12 protein-coding genes, 1 rRNA gene and 1 pseudogene (1 of these 14 running past the window's edge) are annotated in these 14,846 nt (G+C 60.4%); 10 read left to right on the top strand and 4 right to left on the bottom strand.

Going from position 1 to position 14,846, the window contains the following annotated elements:
• Window positions 1-1,186: ribosomal RNA gene (locus tag NL528_RS07300) — 16S ribosomal RNA — on the bottom strand; it reaches 305 nt to the left of the window's first position.
• An 831-nt stretch (window positions 1,187-2,017) separates the two neighbouring features.
• On the opposite strand from NL528_RS07300, the gene NL528_RS07295 reads away from it, so the two are divergent.
• From NL528_RS07295 to NL528_RS07280, 4 genes are all read left to right on the top strand, one after another.
• A complete protein-coding gene (locus NL528_RS07295; RefSeq protein WP_309182026.1) occupies window positions 2,018-4,075 on the top strand; it encodes a M23 family metallopeptidase in 2,058 nt (685 codons plus the stop codon).
• A 156-nt stretch (window positions 4,076-4,231) separates the two neighbouring features.
• Window positions 4,232-5,854, top strand: coding sequence for a hypothetical protein (locus NL528_RS07290; protein WP_309182025.1), 1,623 nt, complete (start codon window positions 4,232-4,234; stop codon window positions 5,852-5,854).
• A 329-nt stretch (window positions 5,855-6,183) separates the two neighbouring features.
• On the top strand, window positions 6,184-6,543 hold the full coding sequence (locus tag NL528_RS07285) for an SPW repeat protein (RefSeq protein WP_309182024.1): 360 nt from the start codon (window positions 6,184-6,186) through the stop codon (window positions 6,541-6,543).
• A gap of 61 nt (window positions 6,544-6,604) precedes the next feature.
• The gene (locus NL528_RS07280; RefSeq protein ID WP_309182023.1) at window positions 6,605-6,871 is read left to right on the top strand and encodes a hypothetical protein; all 267 of its coding nucleotides are present in this window, start codon (window positions 6,605-6,607) and stop codon (window positions 6,869-6,871) included.
• Window positions 6,872-6,928: 57 nt separating this feature from the next.
• Here NL528_RS07280 and clpB read toward each other — a convergent pair whose 3' ends face one another.
• Window positions 6,929-9,568 (bottom strand): ATP-dependent chaperone ClpB, encoded by a 2,640-nt coding sequence (gene clpB / locus NL528_RS07275; protein WP_309182022.1) that lies wholly within the window; start codon window positions 9,566-9,568, stop codon window positions 6,929-6,931.
• A 326-nt stretch (window positions 9,569-9,894) separates the two neighbouring features.
• Between clpB and NL528_RS07270 the strand changes: the two genes are divergently transcribed.
• From NL528_RS07270 to NL528_RS07260, 3 genes are all read left to right on the top strand, one after another.
• Window positions 9,895-10,683, top strand: a complete 789-nt coding sequence (locus NL528_RS07270; RefSeq protein WP_309182021.1) for an MOSC domain-containing protein — start codon at window positions 9,895-9,897, stop codon at window positions 10,681-10,683.
• Window positions 10,684-11,090: 407 nt separating this feature from the next.
• Window positions 11,091-11,852, top strand: coding sequence for a DUF4239 domain-containing protein (locus tag NL528_RS07265; RefSeq protein WP_309182020.1), 762 nt, complete (start codon window positions 11,091-11,093; stop codon window positions 11,850-11,852).
• Window positions 11,853-12,016: 164 nt separating this feature from the next.
• On the top strand, window positions 12,017-12,412 hold the full coding sequence (locus tag NL528_RS07260) for a nuclear transport factor 2 family protein (RefSeq protein WP_309182019.1): 396 nt from the start codon (window positions 12,017-12,019) through the stop codon (window positions 12,410-12,412).
• A gap of 270 nt (window positions 12,413-12,682) precedes the next feature.
• Here NL528_RS07260 and NL528_RS07255 read toward each other — a convergent pair whose 3' ends face one another.
• Window positions 12,683-13,435: a class I SAM-dependent methyltransferase gene (locus NL528_RS07255; protein ID WP_309182018.1), complete on the bottom strand. Its 753-nt coding sequence runs from the start codon at window positions 13,433-13,435 to the stop codon at window positions 12,683-12,685.
• A gap of 3 nt (window positions 13,436-13,438) precedes the next feature.
• The gene (locus tag NL528_RS07250; RefSeq protein WP_309182017.1) at window positions 13,439-13,795 is read right to left on the bottom strand and encodes a hypothetical protein; all 357 of its coding nucleotides are present in this window, start codon (window positions 13,793-13,795) and stop codon (window positions 13,439-13,441) included.
• A 20-nt stretch (window positions 13,796-13,815) separates the two neighbouring features.
• Between NL528_RS07250 and NL528_RS07245 the strand changes: the two genes are divergently transcribed.
• The 3 genes and pseudogenes from NL528_RS07245 to NL528_RS07235 all read left to right on the top strand — a co-directional run.
• Entirely contained in the window at window positions 13,816-14,181 is a 366-nt protein-coding gene (locus NL528_RS07245) for a hypothetical protein (protein ID WP_309182015.1), read from the top strand.
• A 270-nt stretch (window positions 14,182-14,451) separates the two neighbouring features.
• Window positions 14,452-14,628 carry a hypothetical protein gene (locus tag NL528_RS07240; protein WP_309182014.1) on the top strand — a complete coding sequence of 59 codons (177 nt, stop codon included), beginning with the start codon at window positions 14,452-14,454 and terminating at the stop codon, window positions 14,626-14,628.
• A gap of 30 nt (window positions 14,629-14,658) precedes the next feature.
• A pseudogene (locus NL528_RS07235) lies at window positions 14,659-14,781 on the top strand (DUF899 domain-containing protein); the annotation flags it as partial.
• Between the last annotated feature and the right edge of the window lie 65 nt (window positions 14,782-14,846).

Below are 14,846 nucleotides of genomic sequence, written 5' to 3'. Positions count from 1 at the left end.
TGTAGCACGTGTGTAGCCCAGCCCGTAAGGGCCATGAGGACTTGACGTCATCCCCACCTTCCTCGCGGCTTATCACCGGCAGTCTCCTTAGAGTGCTCAACTAAATGGTAGCAACTAAGGACGGGGGTTGCGCTCGTTGCGGGACTTAACCCAACATCTCACGACACGAGCTGACGACAGCCATGCAGCACCTGTCTCCGGTCCAGCCGAACTGAAGAACTCCATCTCTGGAGTCCGCGACCGGGATGTCAAGGGCTGGTAAGGTTCTGCGCGTTGCGTCGAATTAAACCACATGCTCCACCGCTTGTGCGGGCCCCCGTCAATTCCTTTGAGTTTTAATCTTGCGACCGTACTCCCCAGGCGGAATGCTTAAAGCGTTAGCTGCGCCACTAGTGAGTAAACCCACTAACGGCTGGCATTCATCGTTTACGGCGTGGACTACCAGGGTATCTAATCCTGTTTGCTCCCCACGCTTTCGTGCCTCAGCGTCAGTATCGGGCCAGTGAGCCGCCTTCGCCACTGGTGTTCTTGCGAATATCTACGAATTTCACCTCTACACTCGCAGTTCCACTCACCTCTCCCGAACTCAAGATCTTCAGTATCAAAGGCAGTTCTGGAGTTGAGCTCCAGGATTTCACCCCTGACTTAAAGACCCGCCTACGCACCCTTTACGCCCAGTGATTCCGAGCAACGCTAGCCCCCTTCGTATTACCGCGGCTGCTGGCACGAAGTTAGCCGGGGCTTATTCTTGCGGTACCGTCATTATCTTCCCGCACAAAAGAGCTTTACAACCCTAGGGCCTTCATCACTCACGCGGCATGGCTGGATCAGGCTTGCGCCCATTGTCCAATATTCCCCACTGCTGCCTCCCGTAGGAGTTTGGGCCGTGTCTCAGTCCCAATGTGGCTGATCATCCTCTCAGACCAGCTACTGATCGTCGCCTTGGTGAGCCGTTACCTCACCAACTAGCTAATCAGACGCGGGCCAATCTTTCGGCGATAAATCTTTCCCCGTAAGGGCTTATCCGGTATTAGCACAAGTTTCCCTGTGTTGTTCCGAACCAAAAGGTATGTTCCCACGCGTTACTCACCCGTCTGCCGCTGACGTATTGCTACGCCCGCTCGACTTGCATGTGTTAAGCCTGCCGCCAGCGTTCGCTCTGAGCCAGGATCAAACTCTCAAGTTGGACTTGAAACTTTAAACCGGCTGATCACAACGTTTGACGAGGTCCCACCATATTTATCGCCTGCGATTCACATCGCGGACGACGATGGTGTAACCTATGTAAACGTGTACCGCCGAAGTCTTTCGTCCGGCCTCAATCAATGAAAACCGAAGTTTTCAAGTAATCGAGACCACGCAAGGACTCCGCCGTCCACGTTTCTCTTTCTTCATCTTCACTTGTCAAACAGCCCGGGACCCGAGGGACCCTCTCCCCTAAGGGAGTTCCGACACCCTTATCCGACGGCAAATAACAACCGATTTCTATCGGCTGTTGATCCACTCATCAGAATGAGGAGCATCAAGGGCGCGAAAGACTGCCTTGGCCGTTGGGCCAATGCAGCGCCGCGCTCAGTGGCCGGGTTATAGGCCCGCCCAATCGGACCTGTCAACAGCCATCGTCAACAAAATGTCGCATCGTGTGGAAGAAATTTTCGACGCCAAGAAGTCTAGATATTTGCGGACTTTGCGCCGTACTTGAGCCACAATCCTGCGACGTTCTGGCTATAACGTATGCACGGAAGCGCCGGATGCCAGTGGGGGCTGCCGGTGTTCATCTACCAGGGACAGGCGATCTTCCATGAACCCGTCGCCTTTCCCACGCGGCCGAAACATATCGAGAGATCTGCACGCCATTGACGTTCGAGACTCCGGCCGGTCTTCTTCTGGCCTCTGATTCCCGAATCTCCATGCGTGCGGCACGCCATGCTCCGGGATCGCCCCTAGGAGGGCAAATCCGGGTCAGGAACGAGCAAAGGTCTTGTCGAATGTTGATGGAATTTGGGGGGATACAGGGTTGAGCCAGAAGGCGTCACGCGGGAGCGGCTACGGACGCGAGACCGGGATCATTGATCTCGGTCACGAGCCGCCACTTTCCGTCGATGGCTCCGAGGCCGCGGTGATCGATCGCCGCCGTGTCTCCGTACAATGGTTTAGCGGCACTATCCTGACTGGTCTGTGCGGCGCAGCTCTGATCGGCGGCGCCGTTTTTGCGTCGCTGGACGGCGAGATGACCTTTGCCAAGGTGCCGGAGCGCGTCGAGGGCGCGCTGCGCGGCGCGTTCAGCGGCAGCGACAAAGCCGTCAGCCTGCACAAGAGCGACCGCCTGCCGCCGCCCAGTGAGTCGACCGCCGCGCGCAATGTGGTGCGGGTGTCCACCGTCACCCGCGTCGGCAACCGCGACGTGATGCGGGTGCGGCCGTTCATCCGGATCTCCGGCAATCTGTCGATGACGACCAGCGATCTCAGCGCCAAGATCCCGCCTTTCAATGCCCAGCGCATGCTGACCGACGTCGGCGCCGAGACGCCGGCCCCCTCCGACGATCCGAACGATGCCGCCGAGCCCGACGCCGAGGTCTCCTTCGTCACCAAGGACCTCGCACCGGTGCTGCCGAAGGCAAAACTCGCCGCCGTGGTCGCGCTCGATGAAGTGTTGATGCGGGTACGCGACGCCGCGAACTGGCGCGGCAACACCGGCGGCGTGCGCTATACCGCCCTTGCGAATGCCACGGCCGACGCCAGCGGTTCTCAATCCGACCTCAAGATGGCCTATGCCCCGGAAGGTACCGTCGCCGACCCCTATGCCGGCTTCGAAACCCGCGTGGTGCCGGAAAACGTCACGCTGCTGCCGAAGACCAAGGAACAGGCAACCGGCGGCAATCCATCCGGCGAGCGCGTTCACGTCGTCAAGAAGGGCGATACCGTCACCTCGATCCTGCGCGATCAGGGCGCGACGCCGGATGAGGCCAAGGCGATCGCGGCGACGCTTGGCCCCCGCGGCCGCGACGGCGGCTTGAAGGAAGGCCAGAAGCTCCGCATCCTGATGGCGCCGGCAGCGCCAGGTCCCGGCACGCGGCTGCAGCCCTATCGCGTGATCGTCGCCAACGACACCTCGATCGAAGCCGTGGCCGCCTTGTCCGACCTTGGCAAATATGTCGCCGTCGACGTCCAGAGCATGAACACCGTCACCGAGACCGCCGACAACAGCGACGACGATGATGACGATGGCAGCGGCGTGCGGCTCTATCAAAGCATTTACGAGACCGCGATGCGCAACAAGGTGCCGACGAGCGTCATCGAGGACATGATTCGCATCTATTCGTACGACGTCGATTTCCAGCGCAAGGTGCAGCCGGGCGATTCCTTCGACGTGTTCTACGCAGGCGAGGACGAAGGCGCGACCATCACCGAGAAAACCGAGGTGCTGTTCGCAGCACTCACCGTCGGCGGTGAAACCAAGAAGTATTACCGATTCCAGACCCCCGACGATTCGGTGGTCGATTACTATGACGAGACCGGCAAGAGCGCGAAGAAGTTCCTGGTCCGCAAGCCCGTCAACAACGCGATCATGCGCTCGGGCTTCGGCGGCCGCCGCCATCCGATCCTAGGCTACGTCAAGATGCATACCGGCGTCGACTGGGCCACGGCCTACGGCACCCCGATTTTCGCGTCCGGCAACGGCGTGGTCGAGAAAGTCGGACCGGAAGGCGGCTACGGCAAATATGTCCGCCTGAAGCACAACAACGGATACGAGACCGCCTACGGCCACATGTCGGCCTTCGCCAAGGGCATGGAAGTCGGCAAGCGGGTACGGCAAGGCCAGGTAATCGGCTTCGTCGGTTCGACCGGACAATCGACCGGCCCCCACGTCCACTACGAAATTCTGGTCAACGGCCGGTTCGTCGACCCGATGCGCGTCAAACTGCCGCGCGGCCGTTCGCTCGAGGGACCGGTCATGGCAAGCTTCGAGAAGGAACGCGATCGTCTCGATGCCCAGATGAGCAATCGCGGCGGCGCGGCGCGCGTCTCCGAGGCCACCGGCACGGCGCCGGTGCGGCAGGTCAGCAATCGCTGAGCCTTTTCGATCGAATCTTCCGAGAATCAGACGCCGTTCGCGCGGCGTCATATGTCAGGTTTATGGCTGCGGCGCCTGACTTTTCCGGCAGGTTTCGTTTGCCAAACGAGCATCCCGGACGAATACTGTTTCCCATAAGCAACGGGAGGTAGCGTCATGACGAGCAGACTTGCACTCGGTGCGGCTGTCGCGGCGGCGGTGTTTTGCGCCAGCGGCGCTTCGGCGCAGACCTATGTGGTGAGCCAACTCGTTCCCGGCTCGGCGTTTCACGGCGTGCACGGCCTCGGTATCGACAAGGCCGGGCGATTGTTTGCCGGCAGCGTCGCAGGTGCCGCGCTTTACGAGGTCGATCGCAGCACCGGCACCGCCAAGATCGCAATCCCGGCGCCGGAAGGCATGGCGGACGACATCGCGTTCGCGCCCGACGGCACCATGGCGTGGACCGGATTTCTCACCGGCGATCTCTACTCCCGCAAGGGCGACGGTCCGATCAAGAAACTCGCTTCCGGCCTGGCCGGGATCAACTCGCTCGCTTACCGCAAGGACGGCCGGCTTTACGCCAGCACCGTCTTCCTCGGCGACACGCTCTACGAGATCGACGTCGAGGGCGTGAAGCCGCCGCGCCAGATCATGGAGAAGATGGGCGGCCTCAACGGCTTCGAATTCGGGCCGGACGACCTATTATACGGCCCGCTATGGTTCAAGGGCCAGGTCGCCAAGGTCGATGTCGACAAGGCCGAGCTGACGGTGGTCGCCGACGGCTTCAAGGTCCCGGCCGCAGTCAATTTCGATTCCAAGGGCAATCTCTGGGTGGTCGATACCGCGCTTGGCCAGCTGGTGCGGGTCGATCCGAAAACCGGCGCGAAGAAGGTGGTCGCCCAGCTCAAGCCGTCGCTCGACAACCTCGCGATCGACGACCAGGACCATATCTACGTCTCCAACATGGCCGACAACGGAATCCAGGAGGTCGATCCGGAGACCGGCGCCGCCAAACAGATCATATCAGGCAAGCTGGCCTTGCCCGGCGGCATCGGCGTCGTCTCCGACGGCGACAGGGACACCATCTATGTCGCCGACGTGTTCGCCTACCGCACCGTCGATGGCACCACCGGCGAGGTCTCCGAGCCCGCCCGCATGCATGCCGATGGCGTGACGCTGGAATATCCGATGAGCGCCACCGCGAAGGGCGATAACGTGATCCTGTCGAGCTGGTTCACCGGCACGGTCCAGGTGATCGACCGCAAGACCGGCAAGACCAAAGAGATGATGCATGGCTTCAAGGCGCCCCATGACGCGGTGCTGCTCGATGACGGCAGCCTCCTGGTCAACGAGCTCGGCAGCAAATCGCTGCTGCGCGTCAGCGGCGAACACGGCAAGGACCGCACGGTCGTCATCGGCGATCTCGCCGGACCGGTCGGACTGGTCGCAGGCGCCGGCGGCACGGTCTATCTCACCGAAGCCTTTGCCGGACAGGTGTCGAAAATCGAGGCCAATGGCGAGAAAACTATTCTCGCCAAGGACCTGAAGATGCCAGAGGGCATCGCGCTGGCCTTCGACGGCCGATTGATCGTGGCCGAAGTCGGCGCCAAGCGCATCATCCAGGTCGATCCGGTGACGGGCACCGTCACCGAGATCGCCGGCAATCTGCCGATCGGGCTTGCCGGTGCGCCGGGCGGCCTGCCGACCAACATCCCGACCGGGGTCGGCGTCGGCATGTCGGGCACGATCTACTTCTCGTCGGATATCGAGAACGCGATCTATAAAATCACGAAAAAATAGGCGCGGGAACCAGGCGGCGTGCCCGTGACCCGGCTTCCATTGGAGCGGGCACCGGGGCGGTGTAGCGGCGAAAGCAGCGTTATCGAACAGCAGCCTACCAAGCGCTCGCATCATCGCGAGAGGCCAGCAAATCGCGGCTCCGAATTTGCAACCGCACTTACACCGGAACGCGTCCAGGTTGTCTTTTTCCGGTGGTCACCGGCTACCGGCCAGGGCAAAGCGCCCGCTCATGCCGCTGGTTTCATTAAATTTTTATCGCGCGGCCGCGGAACCGGCGCGGTCGTTCTCCCGTTGTTCCCTACGGGAAGACCTTCTCAATGGAGGTTGTCATGGAGAAATGGACGAACGCAAAATTATGTGACGTCGCGAACTTGATCCTCGGCGCAGTTCTGTTCGTGTCGCCCTGGATATTCGGATTCGATGCTGGACGAGCCTCGCAAAACGCCAGCATCGCCGGCATCGTGATTGCAGCGCTTGCCATCGGAGCACTTGCGGCATTCGCTGTGTGGGAGGAATGGCTGAACCTAATCGTGGGATTGTGGACGCTGGTTTCACCCTGGGTATTGGGCTTCCAGGGAACCAACGCGATGACGGTCCATGTGGTGATCGGCGCCGCCGTGGCGCTGCTTGCGGCCATCGAACTCTGGATCACGTCGCATCATCCGCCGCGGCTTACCACGCATAGCTGAGGCACGGCGTTTCTCCGCCCGCCGCCGCTGGCGGGCGGAGCCAGCTGAGGGATAACAAGCCATGAAGCGCGTCACACGTGACGACGTTATCAAAGCGATCGGCCCGGTCGACGATGTGACCATCGCCGAAATCATTGGCACCGGCGCGACGGTGGACGAATTGGCGGAGGCTCAGGCCTGGATCGCCAACGACGAACCGCTGATGAACGACGGCCGGCCGCTGGCGACCGGTCGCGTTCGCCAACTCGTCGATATCCTCGCGGAGATCGAGCAGAGCGAGGCCGACGAGGACGGCAAGGAGCCCGGACCTGCCGTCAGCGAGGCCTGATGCACCCCGGCATTAGGCATCCAGGGTCAAGCGCGGGCTCATCGCCGGCCGCCCATCTCAGTTCAACTTCCGCTTCGGCACCGGCGCTTCGAATTGCGCGATCTCGGCGGTCTGCGGCGCCTTGCCGTTGAAGGTCAGCACATTGCCTTCGCTCGAGATCACGACGCGATCGCCGTCGGCGACTTCGCCGGCGAGGATCATCTCGGCCAGCGGGTCCTGCAGATTGCGCTGGATCACCCGTTTCAAGGGGCGTGCGCCATAGGCGGGATCCCAGCCCTTGGCCGCCAGCCAGTCGCGTGCCGGCGCATCGAGCGTCAGCGTGATCTTGCGCTCTTCCAACAGCTTCTGCAGCCGAGAGAACTGGATCTCGACGATCCGGCCCATCTCGCTCTTCTGCAGGCGGTGGAACAGGATGATCTCGTCCACACGATTGAGGAACTCGGGCCGGAAATGGGCCCGCACCATGCCCATGACCTGCTCGCGCACCGCGGAAGTGTCCTCGCCTTCGGGCTGATTGACCAGAAACTCCGAACCGAGATTCGAGGTCATGATGATCAGCGTGTTGCGGAAGTCGACGGTGCGGCCTTGGCCATCGGTCAGGCGGCCGTCGTCGAGCACCTGCAACAGCACGTTGAAGACGTCGGGGTGCGCCTTCTCGATCTCGTCGAACAGCACCACCTGATAGGGCCGCCGCCGCACCGCTTCGGTCAGCGCGCCGCCCTCGTCATAGCCGACATAACCGGGAGGCGCGCCGATCAGCCGCGACACCGAATGCTTCTCCATGTATTCGGACATGTCGAGGCGGACCATCGCGGTCTCGTCATTGAACAGATACTCCGCCAGCGCCTTGGTCAGCTCGGTCTTGCCGACACCCGTCGGGCCCAAAAACATGAACGAGCCCATCGGGCGGTTCGGATCCTGCAGGCCGGCGCGGGAACGGCGCACGGCGGTCGCCACCGCACGCACGGCTTCGGCCTGGCCGACGACGCGCCGGCCGAGGCTGCCCTCCATCTTCAAGAGCTTGTCCTTTTCGCCCTCCAGCATCTTGTCGACGGGAACGCCAGTCCAGCGCGACACCACCTGCGCGATGTGGTTGGCGGTGACCGCCTCCTCCATCATCTCGCCGGGATTTTCCTTGGTTTCGATGTCGGCGAGCCGCTTCTCCAGCTCGGGAATCCGGCCATATGCCAGTTCGCCCGCGCGCTGGAATTCGCCGCGGCGCTGCGCGTTGGCGAGTTCGATACGCAAACCGTCGAGTTCGCTCTTCAGCTTCTGGGCGTTGGAGAGCTTGTTCTTTTCCGCACTCCAGCGCGAGGTCAGCGCCGCCGACTTCTCCTCGAGCTCGGCGAGTTCCTTTTCCAGCGTCTGCAGCCGGGTTTTCGAGCCGGGATCGCTTTCCTTCCTCAGCGCCTCCTGCTCGATCTTGAGCCGGATGATTTCCCGGTCCATCGAATCGAGCTCTTCCGGCTTAGAATCGACCTGCATCTTCAGCCGCGCCGCCGCCTCGTCCATCAAATCGATGGCCTTGTCGGGCAGGAAGCGGTCGGTGATGTAGCGGTTCGACAGCGTCGTCGCGGCCACCAATGCGGAATCGGTGATGCGCACGCCGTGATGCTGTTCGTATTTGTCCTTCAGGCCGCGCAAAATCGAAATAGTGTCCTCGACGGTCGGCTCGGAAACGAAGATCGGCTGGAACCGGCGCGCCAGCGCGGCGTCCTTTTCGACATGCTTGCGATATTCGTCGAGCGTGGTCGCGCCGATGCAATGCAGCTCGCCGCGCGCCAGCGCGGGCTTCAAGAGATTGGAGGCGTCCATCGCGCCATCGGCCTTGCCGGCGCCGATCAGCGTGTGCATCTCGTCGATGAACAGGATGATCGAGCCTTCGGCGGAGGTGACTTCCTGCAGCACGGCTTTCAACCGCTCCTCGAACTCGCCGCGGTACTTTGCGCCGGCAATCAGCGAGCCCAGATCGAGCGACAGCAGCTTCTTGTCCTTCAGGCTTTCCGGTACGTCGCCGTTGACGATCCGCAGCGCCAGACCTTCGGCGATCGCGGTCTTGCCGACGCCGGGTTCGCCAATCAGCACGGGATTGTTCTTGGTGCGCCGGGAAAGCACCTGGATGGTGCGGCGGATTTCCTCGTCGCGGCCGATCACGGGATCGAGTTTGCCCTCGCGCGCGGCCTGGGTCAGGTCGCGGGCATATTTCTTCAGCGCGTCATAGGCGTTCTCGGCCGTGGCCGAGTCGGCGGTGCGGCCCTTGCGCAACGCCTCGATCGCCGCATTGAGGTTTTGCGGCGTGACGCCGCCTTTGCTCAAAATGGTGCCGGCCTCGCTGCCCTTCTCGAGCGCCAGGCCCAACAGCAGCCGTTCGACGGTGACAAAGCTGTCGCCGGCTTTTTCGGCGGCCTTCTCGGCGGCGTCGAACGCGCGCGCCAGCTCGGGCGCCAGGTAAACCTGTCCGGCCCCGCTGCCGGATACTTTTGGCAGCTTGTTGAGGGCGTCTTCGGTCGCCTTGAGGATGGCGCGGGAATTACCGCCGGCGCGGTCGATCAGTCCCCCGGCAAGCCCCTCGCTGTCGTCCAGCAGCACTTTGAGCATATGCAGCGGCGAGAACTGCTGGTGGCCATCGCGCACGGCCAGTGATTGCGCAGATTGGATAAACCCGCGCGCCCGCTCGGTGTATTTTTCAATATTCATCGTTGAGTTCCCTCAGCCTGCCGGCACCACCCGGGGCGCGATCAGCAAAAGTGGGAACCGGTTTTGCGTCCGATCGCGCCCCATTTTAGTTTGGCGCGTGATCTTGTCGCGAAACCGCTCACACTTTCGCGGACCACGCGCTAAGGCATGGCGACAGCATCTTCATTGGGTTTCCACTGATCGCGTTGACATTCCTCAACCGGCCGTGGTCGTCGCCATCATTTCAGGCTTGACGCAAATGTGGGCATCGACACGGAAAACGGAAGGGGCGTGATCACGATTTTGCGAGCGGTGGCGCCGTGGTCGGGAATCTCCTAAAAGGCCGCATGTCCCCTGCCCCATCCGCGCAAATCGCCGGTATCTACCGCTATCCCGTCAAAGGCCTGACCCCGGAACCGCTGCCGAGCGCCGCGCTGAGCGCCGGCCAGCCGCTGCTGGCCGATCGCCGCTACGCCATCGAAAACGGCCCCTCCGGCTTCGACCCGGCCGAACCCAAATGGATGCCAAAACCGCATTTCCTGATGCTGCAGCGGGATGAATGGCTGGCGGCGCTGCAGACCCATTTCGACGATGCGAGCCACGTGCTGACCATCCGCCGGAACGGAGCCGTCGCGGCCCAGGGCGATCTCGAAACCGCCGAAGGCCGGGCCGCAATCGAGCAGTTCTTCGCTCGGACCTTTGCCGGGGCGATCAAGGGGCCGCCAAAGGTCCTGACCAGCCCGGGCCACAGCTTTTCCGATGTCGCCCGCAAGGTCGTCTCGATCATCAATCTGGCGAGCCTGCGCGCCATCGAGAACATGGTCGAACAACCCGTGCACCCCTTGCGCTTCCGCGCCAACCTCTATGTCGAGGGCTGGCCGGCGTGGCACGAATTCAAGTTGCTCGACCGGACCCTCGCCATTGGCGAGGCGCGGCTCAAGGTGGTGAAACGGATCACCCGCTGCGCCGCCGTCAATGTCGATCCCGACACCGCTGCGCGCGACCTCGCCATCCCGCAGGCGCTGATGCGCCGGCTCGGTCACAACGAATGCGGCATCTATGCCGAGGTGATCGCTGGCGGCAGCATCGGCGTCGGCGATGCGATCGCGGCGGAGCAGCCGGTGTTGTTGTTGTGACTTAGCTCGCGCCGGTAGGATGCTGTCATTGCGAGCCAGTCGCTTCGGATTCGATGCAGTCCCTCTCGACTCGTCGTCGCCCTGCTTGACCGGGCGATCCAGTATTCCAGAGACGGCAGCGATAAAGCGCATCAGCGGGTCTATGAATTTTCGTTCGCCACCCCAGAAAAACCTTTGCAACAATATCGGCACCTTTGAGACATGCCGGGGCGGTCTGACAACGTCCGCTGTTCGGAGTAGACCGGAAGGGGCTGGCAGGGATCAAAACAGAGCTTTTGACCCATACGCGACATACGCGCCTCGTCCAGTTCTGGTTGAACCTGGTCTCAAGAACGGGTCTTTAGACAAGCCCGCACAATCGGAGCTAGGATCAGCATGGTCACCGAGATGGTGGAGCATTCGCAAATATGATGAATCTATTGATTTCGTTGCTTGTGTTCGCGCTGATATTTGGCGGCGCCCTGGCTGGGATGGCCGTTCGGCCGTTATTGTCGGAACACCACTTGCACTCGGACTCCAAAGACGTCGTAAAGCTGACCGCGGGCCTGATTGGCACACTGACCGCACTCGTACTGGGTCTGTTGATCGCATCCGCAAAAACTACGTTCGACCAGAAAACAAACCGGGTCAGGCAGATGACCGCAACGGTCATCCTTCTGGACGATCTGATTATGCAGTACGGACCGGAAGCAACCTCTGTCCGAAAGCTCCTGCGGCAGAGCATACCACCGATGGCTGATCGCATTTGGCACGAGCAAGCGAGCCCAACCGGGAAACCCGTTCGCTTCGAGTCCAGCGTGGAGGCGTGGGCATTCTATGATGAGCTCGAACGGCTATCGCCGAACAACGATACGCAACGCTCCCTGCAGTCTCGCGCTATTGCGGCTTTCACGGAAGGCGCGCAAATGCGACTGCAGTTGTTTACGCAGGCCGGCAGTTCAATTCCGACGCCCTTTCTGGTAATTATGGTATTTTGGCTGAGCGCGATCTTTGTGAGCGCCACCCTGTTTGCGCGGGCGAACATGGTCGTCACGATCTCGCTGTTTGTATGCGCGCTGTCGTTTGCCGGCGCGATCTTTCTGGTTTTGGAGCTGGATGATCCTTTCACGGGACTCATGGGGATTTCAAGCTCGATACTGCGGAGTGCACTTTTGCCGCTGAACTCGTAAGCTCTGGTGGTTGAGACCACCGAGGTAGATTGGAAGTAACTGGCCGATGGTGAAACTGACGCGATTTACCCGAAGCGGGCGTCGGCGTCGGTTGCCGGACGACGTGGGCGACCTCTTCCAGAGGCGATCTGAAGCCGTTACGGTGCCGTAGATCGGAGATTGAGATGGACGATCGAACCGTGCGGATGGCGCTGCAGCGCCATTGGGATGCTTCGGACGCGAGCGATTTCAAGGTCGAACATGAAATCTACCGCGAGGATGCTGTGCTTGATTATCCGCAATCGGGCGAGCGGATCCGCGGTCGGCACAACATTCAGGAGAGTCGAACCGTCCAGCCAAACAAGAAGCGGTTTACGGTCCGGCGAATGATCGGCAGCGGTGATCTCTGGGTCACTGAATTCGTACTTACCTATGACGGCGTACCATCCTACGCGGTGAGCATCATGGAATTCCGCGAAGGATTGGTGGCCAACGAAACGCAATATTTCGCCGATCGGTTTGACCCCGCACCCTCGCGTGCGCATCTTGTTGAACGAGTGGGCGAAATCACATCGTTCTAAATGCACCGCCGAGGAGAACCCGGATCGGCGTTGATGTTGATGTAGATGAGACTTCATCAGGGCTTGTGCCCTGCCTTCGACGACCGCTCATGGCACGTTCAAGACATGCCGACAGACTCCGGGAGTGTCCGTTGTACGGCGTGGACCGGAAGTGATCGGTGGACCGTCAAAACGGCGCACACCCAACTCGGACATTGCAGTCGCTTGCATGCTCGAATTGCTTGCTCCGGCCGAGGCCACAGTCTTTCGTCGGATTATCGAGTATCCGAGTCAGGGATGTTTCGGTGCTCGAAGTGCGTATAGTCGCTGGTAGATCATCGACTCTGGTATCCAATCAAGCAAAGTGTATCCAAGTGGCAGCTTGATCAGGTTAGCGATAATTCTGGATGAACGCGGATGCCAATAAACCGACAGGTTATAAAATTTAAGCGGAGTGAACCCTAAAGTCGTGAACTCGTGCATCAATCGCTTATGACTGAAGTGCCTTCTGTAGTCCACAATTGGACCCGAAAGCAGAAATATTTTGCCGGAGTGTTCGTTGGCAACTTTCTTCAGAAGCGCTCCCTGCTCCTCCAGCGACAGATAGTGGACGCATTCGATGGCTGCGATCACGTCGTAACCCTCGAATGACGCTTGTAAAAAATCAGCGCTTTCAAATCTGGCATTTGGCAGGTTTAGCGATTTAGCGCGACCGATCGCTACATCGCTTATGTCAATGCCAACCACGGATCGTGCTTTGCTAAAAATTGTCTGGGTCAAGTGGCCTTCACCACAACCGAGTTCAAGAACGGATTTGTCCCGGATGAATGGCTTCAGACATCGGCGCAGCACGTTATCCCTGAATCGCGCGTGAGAAATATGCCAGGGGTCCGGGGCCGCGTAATAGAGATTGAAATCTGCAGCCGTTCGCATTGCTGGTTTCCGCCGATTGAAAACAAGCGCTGTTCGCGAGTCTCCAAAAACCAATTTGCCTGTGGCGCGCAGGCGCGATTCCGGCGCTTCCAGACTTTCCTTTGGGGGCAACGCCTATCGCATGTCCACCCTTTCGCGCCATAGCGCCTCGAAAGTATCAGAATCATTCAGTGTCAGGGCTTGCGCGTCTAATGGATTGCCGGGCTTCTGTGTGACAGCGCTTGTAACTTTTCCGTTGGAAACGGGTTGCGCGGATGCCTCTTTAGGCCATTCCAACAACGATTTCGAAAGCATGGGCTTGCCCTCGTACCAGCACTTTCGTCCATCGATCAGACGATAGGACCACCACTGCCCGTGCGGATTTTTTGGCGCCGCGGCGCTGCATTGCTGTTTGGCCTGCGCATTTGGTATCCCAACGGATAAGAGCGTAACAATCCAGGCGGCCAAAGCGATTGATGGCAGTTTGCTCATTTGCGCACTGCGAAGCTGCTTTGTCGCTGCAAGCGGCTTACAGCGACTGCCAAATCGGGGCGTTCGAGAACTTCCACCAACCTATCGAGGATACGCTCATTGTTCTGCGGCCGGGGCCGAAGGTAGTCTTCCAGTATGAGTTGCGCTTCGTTAATCGCCTGAAGAGCCAATTGTTGATCGGTCATCTCTTCTTACCCATTAAACAAATGCCGCCCAGGGAAAAAGAAGAAGCAAGAAATCAAGCCGCTTTGGGGAGATATCCCCACTTTTTTGAGTTATCCGATCAATTTTTATTTCAATGCGAGAAGCCCTCGGCGCACGATCGCGGCGGCTTCCTAGTTCAACACCGCTTCCGAAGTCGACTGACTGGTAGCTTGTCGAACTGACGATGTCAGTTCGTTGGGGTAAAGCGGACCTTCCGGTTGGGCGCGTTGAAGTCCGGAAATGGAGTCCCGTCCTTCCGACTTTGAGTTGGAGGTCATCGGCTTTGGCGGCGTGACCGAGATACCCGCCTCTTGGCTCGGCATCACGAACATGAGCCGCCGCAGGCGGACCGCGGCTGGCATGCCCCGCAAACCGTGCGGCGCTAACCCTCATCCGGAAACCGGAGCAGATGGGGTAAAATCCCCCAGGGTCCACACCCGAGGAGCAACAACATGACCCCACACATCCCCGAGGAATTTTCCACCAGGTTGATCGACTGGAGTCCCTTCGTGATCATGGGGAACACGATGCCGCCCCGAGATCCTGATGAAGAAGAAGAGGACGAGGACGAAGAGGAAGAGGACCGCGCCGACGAACCGCCGGTCGTGCGCGAGCCGGACGAAGACTAGAGCATGATGCTTTTAGGATTGGGCATAGCCTACAAGTGGTGGAACTGGCACGACAGCTACGTCGCAGACGCAGCGCCCGACAAGAAGTGGGTCGAGGTGTCGGACGCCGGAGAGGCGGCGTTCCGGAACCAACACGCGAGCACGAGGCGATGAGGCAGGCGATGTGCCGTGGGATCTGACGGGCGGCGACGGTCGGTCGGACGGAACCACTCTTCGAT

The organism is Bradyrhizobium sp. Ash2021 (assembly GCF_031202265.1).
Classification (GTDB): Bacteria; Pseudomonadota; Alphaproteobacteria; order Rhizobiales; family Xanthobacteraceae; genus Bradyrhizobium.
This window is presented reverse-complemented; position numbering and strand designations above follow the sequence as displayed.